Origin of the sequence: Acinetobacter sp. YH12100, from assembly GCF_013419135.1 — a bacterium.
In the GTDB taxonomy this organism is placed as follows: Bacteria; Pseudomonadota; Gammaproteobacteria; order Pseudomonadales; family Moraxellaceae; genus Acinetobacter; species Acinetobacter pseudolwoffii.
In genome coordinates this window covers 1-26,360 of record NZ_VPAQ01000002.1, presented here as the reverse complement: position 1 = coordinate 26,360, position 26,360 = coordinate 1, and the positions used below count along the sequence as shown (strand labels likewise).

At 45.1% G+C, this 26,360-nt stretch carries 27 protein-coding genes, 2 tRNA genes and 2 pseudogenes; 14 read left to right on the top strand and 17 right to left on the bottom strand.

All coding sequences use genetic code 11. The features are described 5' to 3' along the window. Positions 1-21: 21 nt before the first annotated feature. Entirely contained in the window at positions 22-1,176 is a 1,155-nt protein-coding gene (locus FTU40_RS02005) for a sensor histidine kinase (protein WP_180039585.1), read from the bottom strand. Between FTU40_RS02005 and argH the strand changes: the two genes are divergently transcribed. Then, positions 1,167-2,597 (top strand): argininosuccinate lyase, encoded by a 1,431-nt coding sequence (gene argH, locus FTU40_RS02000; protein ID WP_180039582.1) that lies wholly within the window; start codon positions 1,167-1,169, stop codon positions 2,595-2,597. The two genes, FTU40_RS02005 and argH, sit on opposite strands and share 10 nt — an antisense overlap. Positions 2,598-2,612: 15 nt before the next feature. Further along, a complete protein-coding gene (locus tag FTU40_RS01995; protein WP_180039580.1) occupies positions 2,613-2,882 on the top strand; it encodes an oxidative damage protection protein in 270 nt (89 codons plus the stop codon). A gap of 285 nt (positions 2,883-3,167) precedes the next feature. Here the strand turns inward: FTU40_RS01995 and FTU40_RS01990 are convergent, their stop codons facing one another. From FTU40_RS01990 to uvrC, 4 genes are all read right to left on the bottom strand, one after another. After that, positions 3,168-3,443, bottom strand: coding sequence for a hypothetical protein (locus FTU40_RS01990; protein ID WP_100329464.1), 276 nt, complete (start codon positions 3,441-3,443; stop codon positions 3,168-3,170). Positions 3,444-3,484: 41 nt separating this feature from the next. Beyond that, positions 3,485-4,072, bottom strand: a complete 588-nt coding sequence (gene pgsA / locus FTU40_RS01985; RefSeq protein WP_005095228.1) for a CDP-diacylglycerol--glycerol-3-phosphate 3-phosphatidyltransferase — start codon at positions 4,070-4,072, stop codon at positions 3,485-3,487. A 107-nt stretch (positions 4,073-4,179) separates the two neighbouring features. Beyond that, the gene (locus tag FTU40_RS01980) at positions 4,180-4,974 is read right to left on the bottom strand and encodes a thioesterase family protein (protein WP_180039578.1); all 795 of its coding nucleotides are present in this window, start codon (positions 4,972-4,974) and stop codon (positions 4,180-4,182) included. Between the two features lie 115 nt (positions 4,975-5,089). Beyond that, positions 5,090-6,889 carry an excinuclease ABC subunit UvrC gene (gene uvrC, locus FTU40_RS01975; RefSeq protein ID WP_180039575.1) on the bottom strand — a complete coding sequence of 600 codons (1,800 nt, stop codon included), beginning with the start codon at positions 6,887-6,889 and terminating at the stop codon, positions 5,090-5,092. A gap of 224 nt (positions 6,890-7,113) precedes the next feature. On the opposite strand from uvrC, the gene FTU40_RS01970 reads away from it, so the two are divergent. Next, positions 7,114-8,175 (top strand): AAA family ATPase, encoded by a 1,062-nt coding sequence (locus tag FTU40_RS01970; protein WP_100534497.1) that lies wholly within the window; start codon positions 7,114-7,116, stop codon positions 8,173-8,175. A gap of 1 nt (position 8,176) precedes the next feature. Here FTU40_RS01970 and FTU40_RS01965 read toward each other — a convergent pair whose 3' ends face one another. After that, a complete protein-coding gene (locus FTU40_RS01965) occupies positions 8,177-8,605 on the bottom strand; it encodes a PH domain-containing protein (RefSeq protein ID WP_180039573.1) in 429 nt (142 codons plus the stop codon). Between the two features lie 583 nt (positions 8,606-9,188). Here FTU40_RS01965 and fadB point away from each other — a divergent pair. The 4 genes and pseudogenes from fadB (at position 9,189) to FTU40_RS01945 (ending at position 13,757) form a co-directional block, all read left to right on the top strand. Next, the gene (gene fadB / locus FTU40_RS01960) at positions 9,189-11,339 is read left to right on the top strand and encodes a fatty acid oxidation complex subunit alpha FadB (protein ID WP_005173108.1); all 2,151 of its coding nucleotides are present in this window, start codon (positions 9,189-9,191) and stop codon (positions 11,337-11,339) included. A gap of 12 nt (positions 11,340-11,351) precedes the next feature. After that, positions 11,352-12,524 carry an acetyl-CoA C-acyltransferase FadA gene (gene fadA / locus FTU40_RS01955; protein ID WP_180039571.1) on the top strand — a complete coding sequence of 391 codons (1,173 nt, stop codon included), beginning with the start codon at positions 11,352-11,354 and terminating at the stop codon, positions 12,522-12,524. Between the two features lie 54 nt (positions 12,525-12,578). Further along, positions 12,579-13,181, top strand: a pseudogene (locus tag FTU40_RS01950) (ImmA/IrrE family metallo-endopeptidase); the annotation flags it as partial. A 150-nt stretch (positions 13,182-13,331) separates the two neighbouring features. After that, positions 13,332-13,757, top strand: coding sequence for a hypothetical protein (locus FTU40_RS01945; protein ID WP_005173119.1), 426 nt, complete (start codon positions 13,332-13,334; stop codon positions 13,755-13,757). Between the two features lie 96 nt (positions 13,758-13,853). On the opposite strand, the gene tehB is transcribed toward FTU40_RS01945, so the two are convergent. The 8 genes from tehB to FTU40_RS01905 form a co-directional block, all read right to left on the bottom strand. Beyond that, positions 13,854-14,720: an SAM-dependent methyltransferase TehB gene (gene tehB, locus FTU40_RS01940; protein WP_100329469.1), complete on the bottom strand. Its 867-nt coding sequence runs from the start codon at positions 14,718-14,720 to the stop codon at positions 13,854-13,856. 213 nt (positions 14,721-14,933) lie between these two features. Then, complete coding sequence (locus FTU40_RS01935; RefSeq protein ID WP_005095207.1) at positions 14,934-15,206, bottom strand: hypothetical protein; 273 nt, start codon at positions 15,204-15,206, stop codon at positions 14,934-14,936. A 109-nt stretch (positions 15,207-15,315) separates the two neighbouring features. After that, positions 15,316-16,065 carry a hypothetical protein gene (locus FTU40_RS01930; RefSeq protein WP_180039569.1) on the bottom strand — a complete coding sequence of 250 codons (750 nt, stop codon included), beginning with the start codon at positions 16,063-16,065 and terminating at the stop codon, positions 15,316-15,318. Positions 16,066-16,238: 173 nt separating this feature from the next. Then, entirely contained in the window at positions 16,239-16,742 is a 504-nt protein-coding gene (locus FTU40_RS01925; protein WP_074383911.1) for a hypothetical protein, read from the bottom strand. A gap of 237 nt (positions 16,743-16,979) precedes the next feature. Further along, positions 16,980-17,492: a hypothetical protein gene (locus tag FTU40_RS01920; protein ID WP_225553284.1), complete on the bottom strand. Its 513-nt coding sequence runs from the start codon at positions 17,490-17,492 to the stop codon at positions 16,980-16,982. 285 nt (positions 17,493-17,777) lie between these two features. Next, a tRNA-Phe gene (locus FTU40_RS01915) sits at positions 17,778-17,853 on the bottom strand. A gap of 136 nt (positions 17,854-17,989) precedes the next feature. Continuing rightward, positions 17,990-18,065, bottom strand: a tRNA-Phe gene (locus FTU40_RS01910). Positions 18,066-18,266: 201 nt separating this feature from the next. Next, positions 18,267-18,644 (bottom strand): GNAT family N-acetyltransferase, encoded by a 378-nt coding sequence (locus FTU40_RS01905; protein WP_005095200.1) that lies wholly within the window; start codon positions 18,642-18,644, stop codon positions 18,267-18,269. Positions 18,645-18,740: 96 nt separating this feature from the next. Between FTU40_RS01905 and hisB the strand changes: the two genes are divergently transcribed. The 7 genes from hisB (at position 18,741) to FTU40_RS01870 (ending at position 23,446) form a co-directional block, all read left to right on the top strand. Continuing rightward, positions 18,741-19,334: an imidazoleglycerol-phosphate dehydratase HisB gene (hisB, locus tag FTU40_RS01900; protein ID WP_005095198.1), complete on the top strand. Its 594-nt coding sequence runs from the start codon at positions 18,741-18,743 to the stop codon at positions 19,332-19,334. After that, on the top strand, positions 19,334-19,951 hold the full coding sequence (gene hisH, locus FTU40_RS01895; RefSeq protein WP_180001416.1) for an imidazole glycerol phosphate synthase subunit HisH: 618 nt from the start codon (positions 19,334-19,336) through the stop codon (positions 19,949-19,951). Before hisB ends, hisH begins: the two co-directional genes overlap by 1 nt. 160 nt (positions 19,952-20,111) lie before the next feature. After that, a complete protein-coding gene (locus tag FTU40_RS01890) occupies positions 20,112-20,645 on the top strand; it encodes a DUF805 domain-containing protein (RefSeq protein ID WP_005173134.1) in 534 nt (177 codons plus the stop codon). A 103-nt stretch (positions 20,646-20,748) separates the two neighbouring features. Continuing rightward, a complete protein-coding gene (locus FTU40_RS01885; RefSeq protein ID WP_180039567.1) occupies positions 20,749-21,408 on the top strand; it encodes a 3'-5' exonuclease in 660 nt (219 codons plus the stop codon). Between the two features lie 8 nt (positions 21,409-21,416). After that, the gene (locus tag FTU40_RS01880) at positions 21,417-21,581 is read left to right on the top strand and encodes a hypothetical protein (RefSeq protein ID WP_180039565.1); all 165 of its coding nucleotides are present in this window, start codon (positions 21,417-21,419) and stop codon (positions 21,579-21,581) included. A 145-nt stretch (positions 21,582-21,726) separates the two neighbouring features. Further along, entirely contained in the window at positions 21,727-22,461 is a 735-nt protein-coding gene (gene hisA / locus FTU40_RS01875) for a 1-(5-phosphoribosyl)-5-[(5-phosphoribosylamino)methylideneamino]imidazole-4-carboxamide isomerase (RefSeq protein ID WP_074383906.1), read from the top strand. 64 nt (positions 22,462-22,525) lie between these two features. Beyond that, entirely contained in the window at positions 22,526-23,446 is a 921-nt protein-coding gene (locus tag FTU40_RS01870) for a DMT family transporter (RefSeq protein WP_180039563.1), read from the top strand. 63 nt (positions 23,447-23,509) lie between these two features. On the opposite strand, the gene FTU40_RS01865 is transcribed toward FTU40_RS01870, so the two are convergent. The 3 genes and pseudogenes from FTU40_RS01865 to FTU40_RS01855 form a co-directional block, all read right to left on the bottom strand. Then, the gene (locus FTU40_RS01865) at positions 23,510-24,916 is read right to left on the bottom strand and encodes an FAD-binding oxidoreductase (protein ID WP_180039561.1); all 1,407 of its coding nucleotides are present in this window, start codon (positions 24,914-24,916) and stop codon (positions 23,510-23,512) included. A gap of 40 nt (positions 24,917-24,956) precedes the next feature. Continuing rightward, entirely contained in the window at positions 24,957-26,255 is a 1,299-nt protein-coding gene (locus FTU40_RS01860) for an APC family permease (protein ID WP_373686043.1), read from the bottom strand. After that, positions 26,251-26,360, bottom strand: a pseudogene (locus FTU40_RS01855) (IS5/IS1182 family transposase); the annotation flags it as partial. The pseudogene FTU40_RS01855 and the gene FTU40_RS01860, both read right to left, overlap by 5 nt.

Below are 26,360 nucleotides of genomic sequence, written 5' to 3'. Positions count from 1 at the left end.
TGCGATTTCTTTGATTTATTTTTATTTATATTGATATCGCACTACCGTCGTAAACATCCCTTCGCCGGCAAAGGTTTGAAAGGTCATACTGGGTCCGTAATAAGCTTGCAGACGCTGTCTGACATTTTCTATTGCAATACCATGCCCCTTTTTTAAAGTTTTATTATCCTGCGTATAAGGGTTAGTAATAATGATATTAATTTGATTTTGCAATATTTCAACCAATATGCTTATCGTACTCTTTGTGAGAATTTTTTCAACTCCATGGAAAATACTATTTTCTAACAAGGGTTGTAAAGTTAATAATGGGATTTGTACTTGTGAGTATAAGTCTTTGTTTTCTAACTTCCATTCGATTTGCAGGCGTTCACCCAAACGGATCTGCTCAATCTCCAGATAGCGCTGGCACAGATCAATTTCCTCTTGCAGACTGACCAGTTTCAACTCCTGAAAACTGGCACGAAATAAGCGGGACAGATTCAGCAGCATATGTTCGGCTTTATCCGGATCGATGCTGATCAGGCTAATCACACTGTTCATACTATTGAACAGAAAATGCGGTTGAATCCGCGCTTGCATGGCCTGAATCCGGGCATTCAGTTCACTATGCTGCTGCTGTTCCCATTGTTCACGCAAATACAGGTAGCGAAAACAAAACATACCGAGCAAAACACCCAAACTGAGATGTAACCCAACCTGATCCAGGGCAATTGCCAGGTTTAAGCCCTGAAAATTAAAATTCATTCCAAAATGTATCACAACATTCAGACTGATGGTGGTCAGCACCACAATGGCCTGTAGTAGCAAAAAACCGGAAATGAGCGCCAGCTTAATCCCCATATGCTGAAAGGCCTGATGGAATAATTCCACCAGTGCTGCAAAACATAACAGTACCCAGTTGATATACAGCATATATTGCAGCAGATGCATCGCATTTAAAGCTTGCCACGACTGTGCTTCTGCGAGCGCTAGAATCATGGCCAGAATATTGCCGCCGACAAACAGTTCCAGCAAATAGCGAAGATTGCCAATCTGGCTAAAAAAATAGGAACTTTGTGTTTGCCTGTTTATCGATGCGAAAGATTGAGCAGATGTGACTTCGGCAATAGGCTTTGAATTTGTTATACTCTTTTTCGTTCTACTGCTTTTAATCTGATTGAGCCGACATGACCACATCTTCTAATTCCTCTAATCCATCACAAGCCCAGACTTCGGGTATGTGGGGTGGTCGTTTCTCTGAAGCGACTGATGCTTTTGTTGCTGAATTTACAGCATCTGTTCAATTTGACCAACGTTTTTATAAACAGGATATTGCAGGCTCGATTGCCCATGCAACCATGCTGGCCAAAGTAGGCGTACTGACGGCACAGGAACGCGATGACATCATCGAAGGTCTGACTGCCATTCAAGCCGATATTGAAGCAGGTAAGTTCGAATGGCGCATTGACCTAGAAGATGTGCACATGAACATTGAGTCGCGCCTGACTCAGCGTATTGGCATCACAGGCAAGAAATTACACACTGGCCGTAGCCGTAATGATCAGGTCGCAACTGACATTCGTCTTTATGTACGTGATGAAATTGATGCGATTTTAAAATTACTCGAAAAATTACAAAAAGGTATTTTAAGCTTGGCGGCTAAAAATACCGATACCATCATGCCGGGCTTCACCCATTTACAAACCGCTCAGCCGGTGACTTTTGGTCATCACTTAATGGCCTGGTTTGAAATGCTGGTACGCGACTCTGAGCGTCTGATTGATTGCCGTAAACGTGTCAACCGTATGCCACTGGGTTCTGCTGCACTTGCAGGAACCACCTACCCGATTGAGCGTGCTTACACCGCTGAGCTGTTAGGTTTTGAAGCCGTTGCTGAAAACTCTTTAGACGCAGTATCGGATCGTGATTTTGCAATTGAATTTAATGCCGCTGCATCGTTAATTATGATGCACTTGTCTCGTATGTCTGAAGAACTGATTCTATGGACTTCAGCGCAGTTCAAATTCGTGAATATTCCAGATCGTTTCTGTACAGGCTCTTCAATCATGCCACAGAAGAAAAATCCGGATGTACCTGAACTGGTACGTGGTAAAACTGGTCGTGTCTATGGTGACCTGATGAGCCTGCTGACTTTAATGAAGGGCCAGCCACTAGCCTATAACAAAGACAACCAAGAAGATAAAGAGCCATTGTTCGATGCAATTGATACCGTTCGCGGTTCACTCATGGCATTTGCCGACATGATTCCTGCACTGGTTCCAAACATTGCTGAAATGCGCGAAGCAGCACTACGTGGTTTCTCAACTGCGACTGACCTGGCTGATTACTTGGTAAAAAACGGCGTGGCATTCCGTGATGCGCACGAGATTGTAGGTAAAGCTGTAGCACTGGGTGTTGCAGAGTCGAAAGATTTGTCTGAGCTGACACTTGAGCAACTTCAACAGTTCTCTGACCTGATTCAAGCAGACGTATTTGAAAAAGCCTTAACTCTTGAAGCATCTGTAAATGCACGTAACCACATTGGTGGCACCGCGCCTGCTCAAGTGAAAGCAGCCATTGAGCGCGCACATGCGCGTTTGGAACAACTTTACGCATAATTTTGGAGTATGGATATGTCTCGACAAGTTTTTTGCCGTAAGTATCAACAAGAAATGGAAGGCCTGGACTTTGCACCCTTCCCAGGTCCCAAGGGTCAGGAACTGTTTGACCATGTGTCTAAACAGGCTTGGCAAGAATGGCTAAAACACCAAACCACGCTAATTAATGAAAAGCGTTTAAACGTGTTTGAAGCTGATGCGAAAAAGTTTCTAGAAGAACAACGTGAAAAGTTCTTTAGCAATGACGAAACTTTGGAAAAAGCTGAAGGGCTAAAGCCTGAGTGAGGATTAGTGGAGCGCTGCTCCACCCGAACGCAAGACAAGCAGCTATGCTGCGCGTAGGCTTTAATCTAAAAGAGTCTCTTTTGAGGCTCTTTTTCATTTCTGAAATTATAAATCTTTCTTTCCAATAGCGCTTTCAAATTTCAAGAACAGAGTAATAGCAGCAAGCTAAGTTATTGATGTCTTGAATTCAGGGTTTTGATTGGGCGGCGGCCGGTATTCTGTACTTTTTAGACAAAAGCTGAAGGATTAAAAAGCATTTTTACCTAGCCTATCCCCCGCCAATAGTCAGCCACTATCCTGCTGAAAAACATTCATATTTGTATCAAAATTATAGATTGTAAATCCTACATACAAACCGATCACAAAACACAACAATCTGCTACAAGAAGTCATATGATTTTGTAAAATGGTCTCTCTATAATGAGCTCTAAGAAGATGAGATATCTTTGAATAACTATAATAATAAGCAACAAATACCCCGATTTCATCCCAGTTCTTCCCCCAAAGGCTGGGTATTTTTTTGCCTGCAATTTGCCGATTGGCTTGATAATTTAAGCGCATAAAAAAAGCCCCCTTTCAAGGAGCTTCTCTTTTCATTTCGATTAAGGCTGTTTCAAATAGGGCCAAGCCGCTTTCAGATAAATAAACATCGACCATAAAGTCAGGATGACTGCTGTGTACAACAAGGCATACGCCAGCATTTCTAGCGGTGGCCAGTTCAGCAAAAACACGGTAATCGCAATCATCTGAAAAGCCGTTTTGTATTTACCCACTGTTGAAACCGCAACATTGGTCCGCGCACCGAGTTCTGCCATCCATTCACGTAATGCTGAAACAGTAATTTCACGTGAAATAATTACAATCGCAGCAAAAGCCATCGACATCGAAGGTTGCCATTGCACCAATACAATCAGCGCAGCTGCGACCATCAATTTATCTGCGACCGGATCGAGAAAACGGCCAAAAGCAGAGGTCTGGTTTAAAGTTCGAGCCAGATAGCCATCAAACCAGTCCGTCACTGCAGCCACTACAAAGATCGTGGTCAAAATAATATGCCGTGTCATGTCAGAATGGTTGGCTTCAAAGCCCATTGCAGGCGGCCAGTAAGCCACCAATAAAAATACCGGAATAAGAGCGATACGCGCCAAGGTCAAGATATTTGGAATATTCAGGATACGACCTGTAGTCATAGACACCGCCAATTGTTCCCCTCATGTACGATGAAAATGCACACTTTTTTAGAGGTTTGATCCATCATTAATAGGCTTCACTTTATACGAATTGGCTGTCAGTGTCACTAGGCAAACACCGTCACTGTTTGTCTTGCCATCGCAATCAGGCGATTTTCTGCATCCCAGAGATAGGCATGCTCGGTTGCATAACCATCCGTAGCATGATCCGTAAATACTTTATATTTAAACCAATCATGCAGTTGATGCTGAAGCGGATGCACATAGGTCACGCTCCAGGTCAGACTACTCGCGGGTGCCATACTTTTAAACATCGGCAGTACACCAGGTGGCCAGATGTCGAAAATTGCCATCAGGTCAGCGATCAGGAATTCACGATTGCTATGCTTTTCAGGATGAAAACGGCACCAGCCGCCAAAGTCCGGACGTGAGCTGGCACTACAAGGCAGATTGACGTCCGCCCAGGCGATTTCAAAATGGTCATAACATTCTGGCAGGCCATAACCAGCAGGAATCTGCAACAGCTGCTCTGGTGCAGCATAGTCAGGTGCCTGTTCTTCTTGCTGCACCTGAATTTCCGAGTCACGCGAGATACCAAAACTGGCAATCAGAATACTTTGTACTACCTCGTCTTGCCATAGACGCACTTCGATGGTGGTGACCGACTTACCTTCCCGCAAAATTTCAGCACTTAGTCGCACTTTCGCCTGTTGGATCGGCCCAACAAAGGTGACGCTGCAACTGAGCAGATGTTTGACCGGATCATTGATCTGAATAACCGCTTTTTGCATCATCATTGCTGCAGCCAGACCACCATACAGGGTGCGCCCCTGTAACCATCCTGATGGAAATTCCACCCATTCCTGTTCGGAAATTTGTGCATAAAGCGCCTGCAAAGACATGTTGATCCCTCAGTGAGTCTTGATCCTCAGTATATTGAGTCAAGCTTGCTCTGCTGTGAATGATCAATGACCCGTGCGTCAATGTGCTCTTTTGCCCTTGCATTGGGCTTGATAATTATTCATGCAGCACTTTATAGATCATCCGTGCCATGACTGAACCCAATCCCGGCACCAGTTGCAGATCTCTTTCTGAGGCTTTCAGTACGCCCTGAATCCCGCCAAAATGGGTCAACAGGTCACGACGGCGTTTTGGCCCAAGGCCCGGAATGACTTCTAGTACCGATGAACCGCGTTTTTTATCGCGTTTGGCGCGGTGCTTGGTAATCGCAAAGCGATGCGCTTCATCCCGCACCTGCTGAATCAAATGGAGTGCCTTATGATCTTCTGGCAACTGAATCTTGCGACCATCGGTAAAGTGCAGGGTTTCCAGACCGGGTTTACGCCCCTCGCCTTTGGACACACCGACCATAAAGGCCTCCAGCCCTAGTTCCTGCATCACTTCCATCGCCATATGCAGTTGCCCCTTGCCGCCATCAATCAGGAGTAAATCTGGCAGCATGGCTTTTTTATAACGACGGGTCAAAGCCTGACGCATGGCGGCATAGTCATCGCCCGCCTGAATGTCATGGATGGAAAACTGACGATAATCACGTTTACGTACCCCACCACTATCAAATACCACACAAGATGCGATAGTGTCTTCACCCATGGTATGCGAAATATCAAAACATTCGATCCGGTCCACCGGGCGGCCGACCACCTGTTCCAGCTGATGGAAACGGTCATTCAGTTCAAAATGATTGGCCAACTTGCCCTGAATCGCATGCTGTACATTCATTTGTGCCAGTTCCAGCCATTCCGCGCGGGTTTCACGAACCTTGGACTTGATCTGGATTTTTTTATCAAAATGCTGCGACAGGGCAGCTTCCAGTTCCTTGCGATCGGCCACTTCGACATTGACAATCAGCTCGGCCGGAATTTCATCCGCCACCTGAAAATAGAAATTGGCAATAAAATCGGCCAGCATCTGCCCCAGATCATCACTGAGCATATCCGGGAAATAGCTTTTTCCGCCGAGCATTTTACCGTTGCGCACATGCATGATCTGCACACAGGTCACCCCGGCCTGATAAGCAATAGACAGGATATCGGCTTCGCCTTTGAGCTTATAAATCGCCTGCTGTGACTGCACATCTCTTAACAGTGCCATCCGATCGCGATAGAACACGGCTTTTTCAAATTCCAGAGCTTCGGCTGCCGCTTCCATTTTTGCGATCAGTTCCTGATTCAGCTCCTTGGTATCGCCCTGCAAAAAGTGAATCGAGTTATCCACATCTGCTTTGTAGTCTTCCGGAGAGATAAATCCGACACAGGGCGCAGAACAGCGCTTGATCTGGTATTGCAGACAAGGACGGGTTCGGTTGGCAAAAAAGCTGTTTTCACAGGAACGCACATTAAACAGTTTTTGCAGCACTACCAAGGTATCCCGGGCGGTATAGGCACTCGGATAAGGCCCAAAAAACTTGCCGACCTGATGCTTGCCCTTGCCGCGCCCACTGGCCAGTCGTGGATAAGGTTTATCTGCGGAAACAAAGATATAGACATAAGATTTATCATCGCGCAGCATAATGTTATACGGCGGATGATGCAGCTTGATCAGGTTCTGTTCCAGCAACAAGGCTTCGGTTTCAGAGCGCACCACCAAGGTCTGAATATCATAAATCCGCGCCACCAAGGCCTGGGTTTTGGGATGATCCAGCGTTTTGACAAAATAGCTGGAGACCCGGTTTTTTAGATTTTTGGCTTTCCCCACATACAACAGTTCGCCGTCTTTGCCATACATCCGGTAGACCCCGGGCAGGCTGGTCATATTGGCCAGAATTTTCTCGATATGAGGACGTGCGTTTTCGTTCACCTAAAGCCTATTTTTTACATGCAATCTGCAGATATATGTGATGATTATTCGGTTATTTTCAAGCGAAAACACAAAATTCCCCTCAACTTGACACCCAATTTAAAACTATAGCTCAGCCATCTTTGCAATCTATAGCTTTCTCCGCATGATCTGATTGCTAAAAGCTCTAAATTTCAACCTTTAACTTTGCTATGCTCAAAGGGTCTAGTTTTGAGATGATTCGCATGACCATGCAGCAATCGGGCATCCATATTGTTCAACCATCCAGCTCCACCCATCACCCCTCTGAGCGTGATCGCCGGATTGGCAAACCGCGTTTTCATTTCGAGCCGAATCACGTGATGCAATTGCTGCGTGAACGGATGATTGGACAGGATGCCGCACTGAATGAAATTGAAAAAATGCTGCATGTGGTCAAGGCCGATTTCTCCAGTCCGGAGCGTCCACTCTCGGTCACCTTGATGCTCGGCCCAACCGGCGTGGGTAAAACTGAAACCGTGCGTCTGATTGCCGAAGCGATTTATGGTCGTCCGGATGCTTTCTGCCGGATTGACATGAACACTCTGGCACAGGAACATTATGCCGCGGCACTCACCGGTGCGCCGCCAGGTTATGTCGGTTCTAAAGAAGGTCACAGCCTGTTTGATGAAACGGCGATTGCCGGCAGCCATACCCGTCCCGGCATCATGCTGTTTGATGAACTGGAAAAAGCCAGTAACGAGGTGATTCGTGGTTTGATGAATGTGCTGGATACTGGCAGATTGACCCTGACAGCTGGAACCAAAACTATTGATTTCCGTAACTGCATGATCTTTATGACCAGTAATGTCGGCGCACAGGCGGCACAGCAATATCTGGAAAAACTCAGCTACCTGCCACAGCAAATACAGGCACTGTGCCTGAAACATGTACCCACCCAGCGCATTATTGAAAAAGTCATGCAGCGTAAATTCGATCCTGAATTTCTAAACCGGATTGACCGCAGCCTGCATTATCAGGCGGTACAGCATGATGCCCTGCCACGTCTGGTCGAAATTGAACTGGAAAAACTCAATAAACGCCTGCAACATCAAAACCGACAAGTACATTTATCGGATGCAGCCAAAGCCTATTTCTATCAGGGCTATGATATTCGTTACGGCGCCCGGCATTTGGGCCGCAAGCTGCGTACCGAACTGGAACCGGTTCTGGCGCTGTATTTTTTAAGCCAGCCCGAGCAGTTCAGTCTGCATCTGGACTGTGTCGATGGACAATTTGTGGTTCTGCCTGAGCAAGCAAAAGCTTAAATCATGCAGACTCACTATCCGTTTTATTTGCTTGAATTGCCTGTCTAAAAGCGGTCGGATCTGTAGGTGAAACCAATACAAATTTCTGCACGCCGTCTTCCCTATAGTCAATCCGCAGACGCTTTAAGGACAAGGCCGGTGCAATGATAGAGTGATCTGTCGGCTGAATGGACTGGATGGCGCTCAACGGAATCTGCCAGCTTAACCACAGGCTTTTTATGGTCAATACCCCATTGTCCACCACATAGCGCGTACTCCACAGCGGCCACCACAGGATAATAATAGTCAGAATATACACAGCGGTATGCAGCGGATACTGCTGCATGGTCCCTTTAGCCTGCATGGTCAACAGCAGTTGCAGCAGCAGGCCACTCATACAAATCACAAAAGCCAGTAACCACCAGTCTTTTTTAGAACGAAACACGTGCATCGAGATCCCCATATCTATGTGCCTAATCATCATAAACAATTCTGTGCCAGATGACAGAGGTCATATTCAACAGAAGCACTGTTATTTCAGGCCTAGCATCAACATAGGCATGCTGGGGCTGAAATCCTCAGAAAACCCTCGACTAAAACAATCAACTGCAGTTTTATTGCGGCTGATCCGAAAATATCTATACATGCCTGCACGCCCTGTACTGAGCGAGATTCAGCCCTGATTTTCCTTGTTCCACAGGCCGATAATTGACTGAATTGACCAAAGAGCGGTAAAGCCTGCCCTTGAATATTGTCCACCCTGCTCCATATCAATCAGGCTAATCGATAAAAAATAATGAATTGAAACAGAATCTTTAGTTCAGGCTGTGGTCAAAAACGGCAACAAAAATACAGCGCAGATGGAATCGATTCGGCAAAAATTGATGACCCTTGCGTCACGGCTTGATACAACTTGTTATGTTCTTTTTGGATATAGTTATCGTAAGATTAGCGAAGTCTAAAAGTGCGCGGGATATGCGCATTTGCTTCACAACATCAACTTAGAAGTCCTCCAAAATAAAGGAGATCAGGGCATGATCCACGCTGGCAATGCCATTACCGTCCAAATGCTAGAGGACGGGATTGCAGAATTCCGCTTTGACTTACAAGGTGAGTCTGTTAACAAATTCAACCGTGCAACGATTGAAGATTTCAAGGCTGCTATTGAAGCCGTCTCCCATGCCGATATTCAAGGTCTGATTGTCACTTCAGGCAAATCTACATTTATTGTCGGTGCCGATATCACAGAATTCGGCGATAACTTTGCTCAGGGTGAACAAGCAATTGTTGACTGGGCGATGCCGGTACATGAAATTTTCAACAGCTTCGAAGATCTCGACATTCCTAAAGTGGCGGCCATTAATGGCATGGCACTGGGTGGTGGTTTTGAAATGTGTCTGGTGTGTGACTACCGTGTCATGTCAGAACAGGCGCAAGTCGGTCTGCCTGAAATCAAGCTGGGCATTTTCCCGGGCTTCGGTGGTACAGTGCGTTTAAGCCGTCTGATCGGTATCGACAACGCCGTAGAATGGATGGCCATGGCCAACCCGAAAAAGCCTGCTGCTGCACTAAAAGACGGTGCTGTAGATGCGGTGGTTGCTGCTGACAAACTTAAAGATGCTGCACTTGATCTGGTCAAACAGGCGATTCATGGCCGTTTAGACTGGAGAACCAAGCGTCAGGAAAAACTGGATCCGGTTAAACTCAGCCCGATTGAACAGATGATGGCGTTTAACTCATCGAAAGGCATGGTTTTGGCCAAGGCCAATCCGGCTCAATATCCGGCGCCAAAATTACTGCTTGATTCATTACAGGCCGGTGCGAGCCTGCATCGTGATGACGCGTTAAAAGTTGAAGCTGAAGGCTTTGCCAAAGCTGCAGTTACGCCACAAGCAGGTGCATTGATCGGTTTGTTCCTGAACGATCAGATCGTGAAAAAAACCTCGAAGCGCTACGAAAAAGGTGCGCATCCGGTAAACCAGGCGGCGGTACTTGGCGCTGGGATCATGGGTGGTGGTATTGCTTATCAGGCGGCGAGCAAAGGCACACCAATCATCATGAAAGATATTGGTAATCCACAGCTTGCATTGGGTATGTCTGAAGCGAACAAACTGTTGACCAAACAGGTTGAACGCAAAAAAATGACACCAGCGAAAATGGGTGAAACGCTTGCACGTATCCGTCCGACTTTAAGCCTGGAAGAGTTTAAAGAAGTGGATATCGTGATTGAAGCGGTAACTGAAAACCCTAAAATCAAAGCTGCTGTACTTGCTGATACTGAAAAATCAGTACGTGAGAACACCATCATTGCTTCAAATACGTCTACGATTTCGATCACGCGTCTGGCTGAAAGCCTGCAACGTCCTGAGAACTTCGTGGGGATGCACTTCTTTAACCCGGTACATATGATGCCTTTGGTTGAAGTGATCCGTGGCGCGAAGACCTCTGACGAAGCCATTGCAACGACTGTGGTACTTGCTCAGAAAATGGGTAAAACACCAATCGTGGTGAATGACTGCCCGGGCTTCCTGGTCAACCGCGTATTGTTCCCTTACTTCGGTGCATTTGACCTATTGCTTAAAGATGGTGCTGATTTCCAGCAAATCGATAAAGTGATGGAAAAATTCGGCTGGCCGATGGGCCCTGCTTACCTGATGGACGTGGTCGGTATTGATACTGGCGTGCATGGTGCAGAAGTGATGGCTGAAGGCTTCCCGGATCGTATGAAACCGGACTTCAAAGGTTCGATTCAAACCATGTATGAGAACAAACGTCTGGGGCAAAAGAACGACGTGGGTTTCTACAAGTATGAACTTGACCGTAAAGGCAAAAAAGCCAAAGTGGTTGATCCAACTGCATATGAGCTTGTGGCCTCTGTTGCAACTGTGGAAAAACGTGAATTTGACGCTCAGGAAATCATTGACCGTATGATGCTGGCTTTCTGTAACGAAACGGTTCGTTGCCTGGAAGACAACATTGTCGCGACTGCTTCTGAAGCAGATATGGCAATGATCATGGGTGTCGGTTTCCCTCCATTCCGTGGTGGTCCATGCCGTTACATAGATCAAACCGGTGTAGCTGAATATGTTGCGCTTTGCAATAAGTATGCGCACCTTGGTAAAGCTTATGAAGCGCCAGAAATGTTGCGTGAAATGGCTGCTAACAACAAAAAATTCTACGGTTAAGGAGCAACGTGAATGGCTACTTTAAATCCACGTGACGTTGTCATCGTCGATGGCGTACGTTCAGCAATGGGTAAAACCAAAAACGGTATGTTCCGCAATGTACGTGCGGACAGCCTGTCTGCTGAACTTGTCCGTGCCCTGATGGTACGTAACGAATTCGACCCGAATGAAGTTGAAGACGTGATCTGGGGCTGTGTGAATCAGACCCTGGAACAAGGGATGAACATTGCCCGTAACATTGCGTTATTGGCTGATTTACCGAAGACTGTTGCAGGTCAAACCGTTAACCGTCTGTGTGGTTCTTCGATGCAAGCGATCCATACGGCTGCGGCACAAATCATGACCGGTCAAGGCGACGTGTTTATTATTGGTGGTGTTGAGCATATGGGCCACGTAGGTATGATGCACGGCATCGACCTTAACCCAGAAGCGTCTAAGCACTATGCAAAAGCGTCGAACATGATGGGCTTAACCGCTGAAATGCTCGGTCGTATGAACGGCATTACCCGTGAAGAACAGGATGCGTTTGGTGTGGAATCTCACCGCCGTGCTTGGGCTGCAACCCAAGAAGGTCGTTTCAAAAACGAAATTATTGGTGTTGAAGGTCATGACCAAAATGGCTTCAAAGTCCTGTGCGATGTAGACGAAGTCATTCGTCCAGATGCTAACCTTGAAGCGTTCCAGGCTTTACGTCCAGTATTCGACCCGAAAGGTGGTTCTGTGACTGCTGCGACTTCTTCAGCGTTGTCTGACGGTGCTTCTGCAATGTTGCTGATGTCTGCTGAACGTGCTCAAGCTTTAGGTCTTAAGCCACGTGCTGTGATTCGCTCGATGGCGGTTGCAGGCTGTGATGCGGCGATCATGGGTTATGGTCCAGTGCCAGCAACTCAAAAAGCGCTTAAACGTGCTGGCTTGTCGATTGCTGATATTCAAACATTTGAACTGAACGAAGCATTCGCAGCACAAGGTTTATCTGTTCTTAAAGGCTTAGGCATTTATGACCAACAAGACCGTGTAAACTTGAACGGTGGTGCGATTGCATTGGGTCACCCATTGGGCTGTTCTGGTGCGCGTATCACAACGACGTTGTTGAACGTGATGGAACAGCAAGATACACAAATTGGTCTTGCGACCATGTGTATTGGTTTGGGTCAAGGTATTGCGACCATTATCGAACGTGTTTAATTCTTAAATACTCAGATAAAAATAAACCCCGCTTAGTGCGGGGTTTTTTATACAAAAAAAGAAATTGATGCCCTTTCTTTTTTTGATGATGAATCAGGCTCACCGTTTATTTTTTTGAATGATACAAAATCTGCCGAACGGGTAAGATTCGATTGTGCGCATGAATTAGGCCACACCGTTATGCACACACATAATAAATATGTCCGCAATGAAGTAGACAATCGCATTTTAGAAACTGAAGCAGATAAGTTTGCTTCAGAATTTTTAATGCCTACTGAAGGTTTTTTAAGTACAGTTCCTTCTTATTTAACGATTGAAAATATGATCGACTATAAGAAAGTATGGCGAACATGTTTAAAGGCTATAAATTATAAATCGCATAAATTGCAACGTATAACAGATTGGTTTTATCGAAGTAACTCTATGAAAATTAATACCTTAGGTTATCACATTAATGAGCCTAACGAAACTCACCGTGATGAAAGCGTAATGCTTCCTAAATTAATTTTAACATTAGCTTCAGATCCAAAATTTAGTAAGCAGAAAATGCTCGATGAAATTCGTATATCTGAAAAAGACTTTAATGAACTAACATTTGATTCTTTAATTAAATATGAAGAATCTAAACCTCGACCAAAGCTTTATGTCATTAGTTAAAGCTCTTCGGAGCTTTTTTATTTAAACTAGAATGTTATCCCTTTGTAAAATTGGTTTATTTTTCCACCATTAAAATCTTAATTATGAATCGCTTAAATTTTATCTGTGTATGATCAAGCCTCTTTTTTCCTACTTCCTTAAGGGGTTTATATGAACATGCTTAAAACAATGCTTGCGACTGCAATCGTAGCAACTTCTGCATCTGCAATGGCAACTGAAGCTCAAGTAGCACCTGCTGCTACAACCACTACAGTTCAAACTGTTGCTACAGAAGCGGTTGCGCCTGTGCAAGCAAAAGTTGAAGCTGCTCAAGCCACTGCTACAGATGCAAAACAAGTAACTGAAGCGAAAGTTGAAACAGTAAAAGCTGAAACAACTGCTCAAGTAGAAACTGCACAGGCAACCGCAGAACAACAAGTTGAAGCTGCAAAAACAGAAGTAGCAGAAGCAAAAGACGCAACTGTTGAAACTGCTGCTGAAGTAAAAGACGCGACTACTGAGAAAGCCGAAGCTGCTCAAGCAGAAGTAAAAGCTGAGAAAAAAGGCTGGTTCTCTTGGTTTAAAAAAGCGGCTTAAGCTTTTTAAAAGCATAAAAAAGATGTCATTACGACATCTTTTTTTGTTTTGAACACTCTCATTTTAATTCAAGAGTTTAACAGCAGCTTAAAGCACTTATTCGACCTTTTGCGCTAACATGGTCGCAAAATGCTGTTTAATCCGTTGGCCTTGTGCATCCACCCGATGCAGCTCACCAATATTTTCATTGTATTTCACAATCTTCCAGTCCTCATAATAAGCCCGTAACTCGCCCGGCTTAAAGCTAAATGGAAAATCGGGCTGTACCGGAATCTCTGGCGTATCCATCGCACAAACAATCAGGTTATAACCACCCGGCACGGTGGCCTGCTGCATCTGCGCAATCAAGGGTGCAATGGTTTTGGCCTCGAGGAACATCATCACCACGGTGCAGTAAATGAAGTCATACTGGCCTGTAATACTGGTATCTGTGTTGAGATCACGGCGCTGGATCTGCACGTGATCAATGTGCTCCGTCTGCACAATCTGTCTTAAGGTCTGCAAACTGTTTTCATTGACATCCCAGGCTTCGACATTAAAACCATTCTGACTTAAATACAGCGCATTACGTCCTGTACCGCAACCGACGTCCAGCGCACGGCCACCCTTTAAATAGGGCATGGCCGCCAGCACTTCAGAATGGGTAGGATTCAACTGATATTTTTTGATGAAGTAATCTTCAGGCCGGCAATAAAAACGCAGCTGGCATTCGACATCCTCGCTGGCAGAAACAATCTTGTGCCAAGCCTCAGGTTCAATAAATGGCGGTTGCTGTTCTGGTGTAAATACATGTTCAGATTGCACCACACCGGATGCTTCCAGCATGGCAAAACGCAGCTCGCCTTTAAGTAGCGTCAGTTTGGCCCAAGTCCCTGCTTTGGTATTGTGCTGATTCTTGAAGCCCTGAGGAATACTCTTTTCTGTCCAGACCGGAAGTTGCTTATAACAAATCAGTTCTTGCATCAATATCGCCCTCCATCTCATGCATGCGCCGCCTGTCATGCTTATAGCGACGGTTTTATTCATTTCAGCATAGCTGGTTCAGGCCGGAATTGGAATCAGCGCTTATTTACGCTGTGCCAATACAGCAGCAAGATGCAGACCAAATCTGGAAAATAAAAAAGCTGCCTCGATCGACAGCTTGAGTTTAGCCAGAGAATGAATAGGGTGACTGGATTAATGCAGTAGTTCTGATTGTAGCCAGCGCATATAATTTTCCTGATCCATAAAATCCGGCGCGCCTTCCAGATCCAGACTGAAATATTGCTGATTAAACTGGATCACAATCTGTTCAGTATAGTGCCAGTCCTCGATCAGCTTGAAATATTGATTCAAGAAAAATCGGCTCCTGCCCTCATTATTCAGACTTTGTAGTTTTGGACATATTTTATTTGCGACAAACTCACCGTACACCTGCTGAATATCAGCAAAAACCTGAATTGTTTGCATGACTCACCTGCTTAAATGTTATGTCGTGATCTGTGCGACCCCTCCAACTTAGCAAGCGAGTTTGAACAGCAGATGACAGTCCTATGGCAATCCTGTTATCTCTAGCAGCTTATAACTTGTTTTCCACCGCTTTCTGGTTTGCTGTCGCAATCTGTTGCATCTGTTTATTCAGATTTAATATTTCTTTATACAGCGCATTAAACTCTTTCACTGCTTTATCTTCATAAAACATGAAAGTTTTATTTTTCTTTTGCCATTTATGCTTTTTCAATACGGCAAATAAGGCATCTGCCTTGGCCAGACTTTGTTTCTCAATCTCAAAGATCGCATGGGCATTACTTTGCTGTTGATCGGCTTGCAGGTTCGCGGTCAGCTGCTGGCGATAACGGTTTTTAATATCCAGTTGCTGTGCCTTATTGATCAGCTCGGCATCACGCTGCTGAATTTGCTGCTGATAGCTGTTCACAATTTGATGCACTTGCTTGAGCATGGCTTCAGTTTCTTTATAGTCTTGTGCCTGATCCTTGGCCAGACGGTCAATATCCAGAAAATTCTGCCAGTTGGCCGCTTTCAGGTCGCGTAGATACTGATTGCGCTCCTCGGCACTGTCCCGTAGTTGACCCAGCATAAATTCGGCCATGATGGCATAGTCCCCATCCAGACGATCATCCTCAAGCTCAAGCTGAATCGGTTTAGACCAGTCCTGTGCTTGCTGCGCAATGCTCTCGGTTTTTTCTTCAAGCACAGTTTCATATTCGAGCAAATCAGCCTGATGTTTTTTCTGGGCAGAGTTTTGATAAAACAGCCCGATAAAAATTGCCAGTGTCACAGCGGCTAAAATCATAAAAACACGCGGCATGCACATGCTCTCCTGCTGCAGGTTATGTATAGATTTCCTTTTTATCAATATGCTTATTTTTTAAACAAAAATCAATTCTTCTATACAAAACCTCTGCAAAGGCACGAACTGTTCCAAAAGGAAATTTGATCACCATTGCTGTTTTAAGCTCGCGCTGTATCGTTTGACTTTATCTAGCAACCATTCGCAGCACACCATTCATTCAGCAGCGTCCGGTCAATATTATTCAGGTTGAATTGTTCTCGGGCAGCCTGAACCGAAGTTGCATTACGGTTAATACCAAATGGCACCAGCATCAGATAAATACCATCACGTGGGTCAGCAGAGCGTAAACCATCCGCAATCGCCTGCACATACTGTTGCAGCCCCGGTGGCAGGCTATCCAGTCGTGCCGGATTGCTGCTAGGTAGAATGTCGAGATCACCCGCGAAATCAGCATTAACCGTGTAGTCCTGCAATTCGCGTTCAATCTTCAGCATCCGCATCTTTAACGCTTTTTTCTGGCTGGATTGTTGTTGCAGGGGAAGCATGAACTCTGTTTCTTCACGCAATTCACGGTCTGCCATCACGGTCAGTGTCGGTAAAGTGACAGATTCTGGTGCGGCATGTGCATTGACCAGATGCAGCACAGAAAACAGGCTTATTAATACAAGGAAAGTTGTGCTAAGGGGACGCATAAGGAAAACCTCCGCATCTTCATTTCAGGGGGAGATACCTTATTGTTCCTTAAACTTGTGTAAATATGATCAGCATTACTGTGAGGATTGATACACGGTCATGTCAGCCTGATCACTGGCGCATATTTCGAGCTGGTTTTAAGCGGGCGATTAGAAATTAATGCTCCTTTTACCGTAAATTTTAGCAATAAAAAATCCCCGACTGGCGGGGATGGATAGGTAGCATTGGACAGTATTTCAGGGCTGTTTCGGTAATTGTATGACAGCAGGTACATTAAGGTGATTTTCAAGCAGGTCGATATTCACCTTGTCCAGATTGATCTGGATTTTCATATTGCGATCTGGCTGCAGGCTGTTACTCCGATCAATGCCAAAATTCTCCAGAATGGTATACAGCCCTTGGGTTGGATCACTGGATTGCAGTCCCTGGGCAATGGTGAGCACGTACTGCTGTAGTGCCGGTGACAATGAATCTAAATCAGGTGCTTTTATGGGCTGGATCTCGAGGTTTGCCACCACATCAGGATTGACCATAAAATTCTCTGCATCCCGGGTACCACGAATCACCTGATGCTGTAAGGCACGCAGATTCTTTTCTTCCTGTACAAAAGGTACATAGCCGGTTTCATTACTCATTTCAGGTTCAGCCATCACGGTCAGGGTTGGTAGCGTCACCACCGCTTGCTCGTCCTCGGCTTGCGCTCCGATGCTGTAAACACCGAGCATGAGTCCGAATATAGACATTTTCATGATATTCATTGGTTTGCCTTTCCCCTATTATTGATGGCCCAAATACTGCAACTGACGATGATTCAGTCTATTTTCAATATTCTTATCTACTAGATTACATTGATTAATTGGATAACTCATGCTTGCTCAGATGAATGGCAACTCATGTGAATTATCCTGAAAGTCAGCAAAGCATGGACTCATCGTCTGAAAGCCGAATAGTGAGGCAAAACCACTGTTTTCAGCTGAAAGACAAAATGACAGGCGAAAAAAAACCTCAAACAATGTTTGAGGTTTTTTCGAATATGGTGGCGAGACCCAGGATCGAACTGGGGACACACGGATTTTCAATCCGTTGCTCTACCTACTGAGCTATCACGCCGATGCGGTGTATTAAGCCGTATCTGGCTGCATTAGTCAATCAAAATTATAAAAAAAATAATTGAATGACTGAATTTTGGTCTAAAAAAAATCCCTGATGGGATCAGGGATTGAAAACTTTAAAATGTTTTAAAATATGGTGGCGAGACCCAGGATCGAACTGGGGACACACGGATTTTCAATCCGTTGCTCTACCTACTGAGCTATCACGCCGATGTCGCGTATTAAACAGTTTCAGCTTTAAATCGTCAAGAGCGCAGAGAATAATTTTCATCAAATGTTTACTTTTCCATCAACTCGCATCAATTTGAGTCATAAATTAAACAGTTTTTACCAAAGACTTCACCAATAAAACAAATCTGCGGTCTTATTTACAAAAAAGCAGCCCGAAGGCTGCGACTGCTTGATCTATTTTTAGATTTTTTCCAGATTGGCCAGACAACGATGGATGGCACCACACCCCGGCACAAAATTCTTGACCCCTTTTTCTTCTTCCATGCGGCAGACTTCACTGACCAGCCTTTCTGCAACGCCACGCCCGCGGTTGGCCGGATGCACCACGATATTTTCCAGAATCCGGCTTTCTCCCTGTCCGGTGCACCAGATTGCCCCGATAATCTTGGTATTAAATTCTGCACTATAAACTGAGGTATACTGTGTAAGGTTTTGCTCTAGTTGTTCCATGGCATCTGCCCCATCGCTAAATTCAGGGCTAGTGTCATACAGTCGCTCAAGCTGGCTGCGCACTTCATCATTTTCTAAAGAAGTATAAGCATGTACGGTAATAGGCATTGATAAACCCTCCTGAGCAATCTAATATGCAGTGACGTCGTCACGGCGAAAATATTTTCTACATCAATCATTTTGACGTATTTGAGGAACGTGTCTATGACAGATCGTATCAGTGAAGTGGTAAGAAATACCAACGAAACCAAAATTCGAGTTCGTTTGAATCTCGACGGTACTGGTCAAGGCACCTTAAACACGGGTATTCCATTTTTAGACCATATGATTGATCAAATCAAGCGTCATGGTTTGTTTGATATTGATATTCATTGTGAAGGCGATCTGGAAATTGATGACCATCATACCGTAGAAGACTGTGGTATTACCTTGGGTCAGGCTTTTGCACAAGCGCTGGGCGATAAAAAAGGCCTGAAACGCTACGGTCACTTTTATGCACCACTCGATGAATCTTTAAGCCGTGTTGTGGTGGATCTGTCCGGTCGTCCAGGCCTGTTTATGGATATTCCATTTACCCGTGCCATGATCGGCCGTTTTGATGTGGATTTATTCTCTGAATTCTTCCAGGGCTTTGTCAATCATTCATTGATGACCGTGCATATCGACAACCTGAAAGGCAAAAATAGCCATCACCAGATCGAAAGCGTATTTAAAGCTTTTGCGCGTGCGCTGCGTATGGCCTGTGAAGTGGATCCGCGTGCTGCGAACACGGTCGCTTCAACCAAAGGAACGCTGTAATGACCCGTATTGCCCTTCTTGATTATGGCATGGGAAATTTGCACTCTGCAGCAAAAGCACTCGAACATGTCGGTGCCACGGTTGATGTGACCAATGATCCCAAATTGATTGCGCAAGCAGACAAAATTGTCTTTCCGGGTGTAGGCGCCATGCGTGACTGTATGCAAGGTATGCATGAAGCAGGTATCGATGAAGTGGTACGCAATGCCGTGTTTAACAAACCGGTACTGGCAATCTGTGTCGGTATGCAGGCCTTGATGCAGCATTCTGAAGAGAATGGTGGCACAAATGCGCTGGGTATTTTCAAAGGTGCGGTCAAGCATTTCCCGGAAATGGCCGGTCTAAAAGTGCCACATATGGGCTGGAATCAGGTACATCAGGCCAATCCAGACCATCCGATGTGGAACAATATTGAACAGGATGCGCGGTTCTACTTTGTACATAGCTACTATGTCGAGCCACAAGATTCAGAGCTGGTGGCTGCCAGCTGTACCTATGGCATCGAGTTCTGTACCGCGATTCATAAAGAAAACTTGTTCGCGACCCAGTTCCATCCGGAAAAGAGTCATACCGCCGGTTTGCAGTTATTGAAAAACTTTGTGGACTGGAAAATCTGATTTTCCTTTCACCTAAAAAGCTCGCAGATTGCGGGCTTTTTTATTCATTTAGATTAGTTCACTGCTAGTGATTCTGACTATTTTTTAGTCATTAAAATTGTTATGATGTTGAAGTAACTCATTATATTTAAAAATAATTAAACTCAAGGGAAATACAATAATGAATCCACACTATCCAAGCAATGAATCAGCTTTAAGCCCAAATGGTCGTTTTGGCCGCTTGTCTTATCTCGGCTGGAACATGCTAATGACCTTTTCGCTCCTGATCATCATTGGGATCATTGCAGCTTTTTCACCTGGCCTATTTATGGATAGCTCTGCCTTGGCAGGCTCATCCATGGTTGCAACTGTTCTCATCGGACTCGCTTACTTGGTCATGCTTTATTTTAGTTTTGTTTTTACTATTCGCCGTCTACATGACCGCAATCATACTGGATGGTTATCGCTGCTGATCTTGGTTCCGCTACTCAATCTGATTTTTATCCTTTATCTGATTTTTGCCAAAGGTGATGACAGAAGCAATCAATACGGCCCGCGACGTACCACCAAAGCTTGGGAAAAGGTGTTGGGATTGATTTATGTACTTATTTTTCCAATCGGTATTTTAGCCGCGATTGCAATCCCAGCTTATCAAGACTATGTGACGCGTGCTCAACAGGCGCAGATGGAACAGAGTAGCTATCACACTGATTAATCCTATTTAAATTTTGTATAAAGCTCATTCTTTATGGGCTTTATTTTTGCCTAGCGCTAGAAAAGTGATTAAGCTGAACGCATTCATTTCATGATTAATGCGTATGGAACAGCTGCTGGACATTTTACCAAGCAAGGAAAAAATTCAGACCTTTCCTGTATTTCAAAATCTTCCGATGCAACAGATTCAGGTGATTAATAGCCTGGAACAGTGTCATGCCCTTGAACATGAGCTAAAAAGCTGTGCAGTCCTGGGTTTCGATTCTGAATCCAAGCCCACCTTTAAAGTCGGTGAAGTCTCCACTGGGCCACATCTGATTCAGCTGGCGACTTTAGACAAAGCCTATTTATTTCAAATGAGTCCGGCGATCTGGACATTTCTCGCGCCGATTTTTGCCAATCGTGATCAGATCAAGGTTGGTTTTGGCCTGAAAAATGATGCGCATCTGTTTCGTAAACGAGGCATAGAACTGAATAGCGTGATTGAGCTGTCGAAATGCTTTGGTCATTTTGGTCTAAAAAATCCGGTCGGACTGAAAAATGCCATCGCCCTGTTATTTGGATTAAATTTTCCTAAATCGAAACGGATTAGCACTTCCAATTGGGCCAGCAAAAACTTAAGTGCAGCCCAGATTGACTATGCAGCTGCAGATGCCTATGCGCCAGTGTTGGTATTTGAAGAATTGCTGCGTCGGGATTTATTACCCAGAGAGATTCCCAATACTTCATTGAAATTGAGAATCCGTCCTTCATCGACGGCTTAAGCGTTTAAGTGGCGTATTGGTTCTGGCAACTTGATGTACGCATGAATGCCGTGATGAGCACGATCGATGAGGTGGTTGTGACTTTAACAGATCTTACCGCTTCGATCATCGACCAGCTCAGTACACGACCCGTTATGGAAAACCTGATCTCCATTCAAGAGATGAATCATTAATGCCATTAAAATAAATGACCTCACTGCTACCTGTCTTCGGACAGGTTTTCTTTATTGATACTGTTTAAGAGTTAGAAATTTCGACTTTATTTGCTAAGATGAACTCACTCAAATTCATTCTAAAGATTAAGCAAGGAGCGAAAGCATGCTGATCATCCCTGCAATTGACCTGAAAGATGGCAAATGTGTCCGTTTAAAACAAGGTCGTATGGAAGACGATACCGTATTTTCTGACGATCCGGTCGCAACAGCACAGCATTGGGTAAATGAAGGCGCTCGCCGCTTGCATTTAGTGGATTTAAACGGTGCTTTCGCAGGTACGCCTATCCATAAGCCAGTGGTTGAAGCCATTGCCAGAGCGCAGCCAGATTTACCGATCCAGATTGGCGGCGGTATCCGTTCGATGGAAACCATCGAGCATTATCTGCAAGCAGGCGTATCTTTTGTGATTATTGGTACCAAAGCAGTTCAGGATCCTGAATTTGTGGAAGAAGCATGCAAAAAATTCGCGGGTCATATCATTGTCGGCATTGATGCCATGAATGGCATGGTGGCAACCGATGGCTGGGCCAATGTGACGGATGTCAAAGCGACAGATCTGGCCAAGCGTTTTGCCGATGCGGGCGTATCCAGCATTGTCTATACTGACATTGCCCGTGATGGCATGATGCAGGGTGTGAATATTGAGCAAACCGTAAATCTGGCACAATATTCAGGTTTACCTGTGATTGCTTCAGGCGGCGTAACCAATATGGATGACGTCCGTAACCTGAAAGATCAGCCGGGCATTCTAGGTGCTATTACTGGTCGTGCCATTTACGAAGGTACATTAAGCCTGCGTGAAGCGCAGTTATTGTTAGATGAACAACAGGCGCTATAATTAAGCCTGCTGCACAAGAGGTCTTCGGGCCTCTTTTTTATTTGTTATTTTCCGATCTCCTGATATGTCGACCCTCATCTCCACTTTTCGCTCTCCCGCTCTGGCAGCCAAACTTCCGCAGCTTGCTTTAATTCTGATTACCCTGATCTGGGGCGGCAGTTTTATTACCGTACAATACGGGCTGAATTTTAGCAGTCCGATTATGTTTGTTGGGCTGCGTTTTGCTGCAGCCGCCATTGCCGTGACCCTGATCTCATTAAAATCTTTAAAAGGTATGACCCTCAAGGAGATTATTGCCGGCGCGGTGATTGGGCTCATGATCGCCATCGGTTACGGCACCCAAACCGTGGGATTGCAAACGATTAGCAGCAGCGAGTCTGCTTTTTTAACCGCCTTGTATGTTCCACTGGTACCAATCCTGCTCTGGCTGCTGTTTGGTCAAAAACCACAGGTGATGACCTGGATCGGGGCATTGTTTGCCTTTATCGGGTTAGTGTTTTTGACTGGTAATGGCTTTGCAGCAATTCAGCTCAGTTTTGGACAAACTTTGACTTTACTTGGCTCCATTGCCATTGCCCTGGAGATTATTTTGATCAGTTATTTTGCTGAGCAGGTGAATGTACGCCGGGTCACAGTGCTGCAACTGATTTTTGCGTCCTTGTTCTGCTTTATGATTGCACCTGTTTTAGGTGAATCTCAGCTACCTGAATTTCACTGGCATCTGGCAGGCATTTTAGTCGGTTTAGGCATTGCCAGTGCGATGATTCAACTGGTCATGAACTGGGCACAACGTAGGGTAGATCCATCACAGGCAGCAATTATCTATGCCGGTGAACCGGTATGGGCAGCACTTTTTGGCCGACTTGCAGGAGAACGCTTACCTGCACTGGCACTGTTGGGCGGATTGATGGTGGTACTGGGCGTAATTGCCAGTGAATGGAAACCGAAGTTTTTAAAGCGGAAAGTAAAAGAACAAATCACTTAATTTCCTCTTTTTAATCCCCCCTAAATTCCCCTTTTAAGAAAGGGGAATTTTTTATATTTAATTTTAGAAAGATACCATCTTGCCCGGATTCACCAATGCTCCCAGTCCATAGGCAGTTTTGGCAATTGGAATCACCACAGGGGCAAGTGTGCGACCAAACAACATATCCTGATGCTGAATAGTGGTCAGCATATTGAAATCATCTGCCTTGCCACAGAAATCATCTGCAATCGCTTTACCGATACGCACCGTTTGCGCCACACCATGCCCACTCCAGCCTTGCACGGCATAAATCGGGAATTTATGGCCAAATTTACGGCTGTCGGCTGCACCATTCATGGTCAGATCCGTGGTTCCACTCCAGACAAAATCCAGCTCAACCTGTTTTAATTGTGGGAATACATGCTGAATTCGACCTAACAAATACTGATGGGTTTTTTCAGGACTCCAACACGAACCTGTCCCTTCACCACCAAATAAAATTCGGTTTTGAGACACACCCCGGTAATAATCAATCTGGAACTGGGTGTCGTAGACAGGCGCATCGGTTGGCAATAGCTCTTTTAAACTTACTTCTAAAGGCGCGGTGGTACATACGTAAGTATAAAATGGAATTGTGGTCTGATTGTTCTTTTGCAGCAGTTTAAACGAAGCATGATGTACGCCCATGACCACACTCTTACGCGCTTTTACTACGCCACTTATGGTCGTGACATAAATCCCATCTTCACGCTCTTCTACTGACACCACTTCAGTTTGCTCAAACACCTGTCCACCGTTTTGGCAGAAGCCATAAACCAGTCCACGGTTCAGTGCGAGTGGATGGATATGTCCCCCCAGCGAGTCAATTAGACCACCACAATAATTCTCTGAAGCAATATGCTGTTTCAGCTCATGCTCACCGACAATTTTGGTGTGGTCTTCACCTAAAAATTTACGTGCATCTGCCCCTTGAGTTAAACCAACCAAGTGCCCTTCATGCACTGCTGCGGTAATATGTCCACGTTTACGCTGTAGCTCAAGTTGGTATTTTGCTGCAATGTCATCGATTAAAGACATCGCTTCAGTAGAGCTAAAGTACCAGAGTTTTTTCGCATCTGCATAGCTGAAATGCTCAATCATTTCTGACGCTTCCCAACGCGCTAGCCCTGGTGTGAGCTGTCCACCATTACGTCCTGAAGCAGCGCCACCAATGCGATTTTTTTCTACCAAAATGGTATCTATGCCATGTTCAGACAGATGGAGTGCTGTCGATGCTCCAAGTAGCCCACCACCAATCACCACCACATCACATTCAAGATCGGCATTTAAACCTGGAAACGCATGCCCAGTTTCGAGTGAGCTTTCATAGTAATTGGCAGGATGTTCAAAATTGCCATGTTTGGGATTAATCCAGTTCCACTCTTTGCCACTCTGTGTATTAATACTGGCTTTAAACTCGACATCTTCAATAAATTTTGGTTTATTCATTTCATCTTCTCACTATTACTTCAATACAATTGATTCGATTTTAGTAAGCACTACTAATCACAATATTCTGTTTACGCAGACGCTTATACATATAGAGCAGCACGCCTACTGCGAGCCAAATACAGCCACAGATCAAAGCTGACATTTCCAGGTTGATCCATAAACCCAACATCACGCCCACCGAAAGCAGGGGCAAAACCAAGTTAAGGAAGATATTTTTTAAGCCTTGGCGCTGTTTATCCTGAACAAAGAATTTCACAAATACCGAGAAATTCACTGCAGTAAAGGCAATCAGGGCACCAAAACTCACCATACTCACCACTGTCGCAAGATCAAGGCTGATGGCGAGGAGTGAAGTTAAGCCAATGAACAGCACGGCATAAAGTGGTGTACCCAACTTGTTATGCACTTGACCGAATGTGCCTTTATGGAAAATTCCGTCACGTCCCATGATATGGATTAAACGCGAGGCACTGGCATGAGTCGCCAAACCTGAAGCAAAGGTATTCATGATTTGCGCGCAGAGGAACACTGCCTGAAATAGTGCCCCACCGACATACATCACAATTTCAGGCAATGCTTCATCGGGGTTGTTAAAGCGGACATTGCTGGGGAAATACAACTGGATAAACCACGATGCCGAGAAGAAAATCACCCCGCCTGTCAACGTGGTCAGCATTACAGCACGTGGAATATTTTTTTTCGGGTCTTTAGTTTCGTGTGATATTGTCGTCACGGCATCAAAGCCCAGAAACGAGAAACATAAAATTGATGCCCCGGCAATTAACGGCAATATACTGCTATCGCCGTTCAATAATGGCGTCATGGTCAGGACGTGATGATAACCTTGCTCCGTACCAATACCCTTGATCACCAGATAGATAAACAGCAGCATTAAAATCAAGGGAGCCACCACAAAAACCAGGCTTAAGTTCGCCAAGATATTAATGCGGAAACAGTTAATCAGGGTCACCAAACCGGTAAAGATACAGACCCACACCCAATATGGCACGCCTGGAATCAGAGCTTCCAAATAAATCCCGGCCAGTAAAGCATTCACGAGCGGCAGCAATATATAATCCATTAAGGCACACCAGCCAACAAAGAAACCGGCTTTCGGCCCGCAAGATTCCGCCGTATAAGTATAAGCCGAGCCCGGTTTTTCTGTCTGGCGACTAAATCGCGCATAGCTGAATGCCGTTAACAGCATGGCACCTAAGGCAAGGATATACGCGAGTGGAACACGTCCCTCAGTGATGCCGGAAACAATCCCAAAGGTATCAAAAACAACCATCGGGGTCATATATGCCACACCAATAGATCTCTTGCGAAAGTTAATTTAAGAGCATCCAATTCACCATTCCAGCAATTAAATTCATTCTTAGACCAAAGCGTTTCCGTCTATTTCTATAGCGTTCTGTTAATATCCGAAAATGTTTAAGTT

Bases quoted from the DNA above. Each gene is read 5' to 3' on its own strand.
- tehB (WP_100329469.1), bottom strand. From the start codon at position 14,720: ATGCAAGAACTGATTTGTTATAAGCAACTTCCGGTCTGGACAGAAAAG.
- FTU40_RS01925 (WP_074383911.1), bottom strand. From the start codon at position 16,742: ATGCGTCCCCTTAGCACAACTTTCCTTGTATTAATAAGCCTGTTTTCT.
- FTU40_RS01970 (WP_100534497.1), top strand. From the start codon at position 7,114: ATGACCATGCAGCAATCGGGCATCCATATTGTTCAACCATCCAGCTCC.
- FTU40_RS01945 (WP_005173119.1), top strand. From the start codon at position 13,332: ATGAACATGCTTAAAACAATGCTTGCGACTGCAATCGTAGCAACTTCT.
- FTU40_RS01885 (WP_180039567.1), top strand. From the start codon at position 20,749: ATGGAACAGCTGCTGGACATTTTACCAAGCAAGGAAAAAATTCAGACC.
- FTU40_RS01935 (WP_005095207.1), bottom strand. From the start codon at position 15,206: ATGCAAACAATTCAGGTTTTTGCTGATATTCAGCAGGTGTACGGTGAG.
- pgsA (WP_005095228.1), bottom strand. From the start codon at position 4,072: ATGACTACAGGTCGTATCCTGAATATTCCAAATATCTTGACCTTGGCG.
- FTU40_RS01980 (WP_180039578.1), bottom strand. From the start codon at position 4,974: ATGTCTTTGCAGGCGCTTTATGCACAAATTTCCGAACAGGAATGGGTG.
- argH (WP_180039582.1), top strand. From the start codon at position 1,167: ATGACCACATCTTCTAATTCCTCTAATCCATCACAAGCCCAGACTTCG.
- hisH (WP_180001416.1), top strand. From the start codon at position 19,334: ATGACCCGTATTGCCCTTCTTGATTATGGCATGGGAAATTTGCACTCT.
- hisB (WP_005095198.1), top strand. From the start codon at position 18,741: ATGACAGATCGTATCAGTGAAGTGGTAAGAAATACCAACGAAACCAAA.
- FTU40_RS01890 (WP_005173134.1), top strand. From the start codon at position 20,112: ATGAATCCACACTATCCAAGCAATGAATCAGCTTTAAGCCCAAATGGT.
- FTU40_RS01930 (WP_180039569.1), bottom strand. From the start codon at position 16,065: ATGCCGCGTGTTTTTATGATTTTAGCCGCTGTGACACTGGCAATTTTT.
- FTU40_RS01865 (WP_180039561.1), bottom strand. From the start codon at position 24,916: ATGAATAAACCAAAATTTATTGAAGATGTCGAGTTTAAAGCCAGTATT.
- FTU40_RS02005 (WP_180039585.1), bottom strand. From the start codon at position 1,176: ATGTGGTCATGTCGGCTCAATCAGATTAAAAGCAGTAGAACGAAAAAG.
- FTU40_RS01905 (WP_005095200.1), bottom strand. From the start codon at position 18,644: ATGCCTATTACCGTACATGCTTATACTTCTTTAGAAAATGATGAAGTG.
- fadB (WP_005173108.1), top strand. From the start codon at position 9,189: ATGATCCACGCTGGCAATGCCATTACCGTCCAAATGCTAGAGGACGGG.
- FTU40_RS01995 (WP_180039580.1), top strand. From the start codon at position 2,613: ATGTCTCGACAAGTTTTTTGCCGTAAGTATCAACAAGAAATGGAAGGC.
- FTU40_RS01920 (WP_225553284.1), bottom strand. From the start codon at position 17,492: ATGAAAATGTCTATATTCGGACTCATGCTCGGTGTTTACAGCATCGGA.
- FTU40_RS01990 (WP_100329464.1), bottom strand. From the start codon at position 3,443: ATGCGCTTAAATTATCAAGCCAATCGGCAAATTGCAGGCAAAAAAATA.
- FTU40_RS01965 (WP_180039573.1), bottom strand. From the start codon at position 8,605: ATGCACGTGTTTCGTTCTAAAAAAGACTGGTGGTTACTGGCTTTTGTG.
- FTU40_RS01870 (WP_180039563.1), top strand. From the start codon at position 22,526: ATGTCGACCCTCATCTCCACTTTTCGCTCTCCCGCTCTGGCAGCCAAA.
- fadA (WP_180039571.1), top strand. From the start codon at position 11,352: ATGGCTACTTTAAATCCACGTGACGTTGTCATCGTCGATGGCGTACGT.
- hisA (WP_074383906.1), top strand. From the start codon at position 21,727: ATGCTGATCATCCCTGCAATTGACCTGAAAGATGGCAAATGTGTCCGT.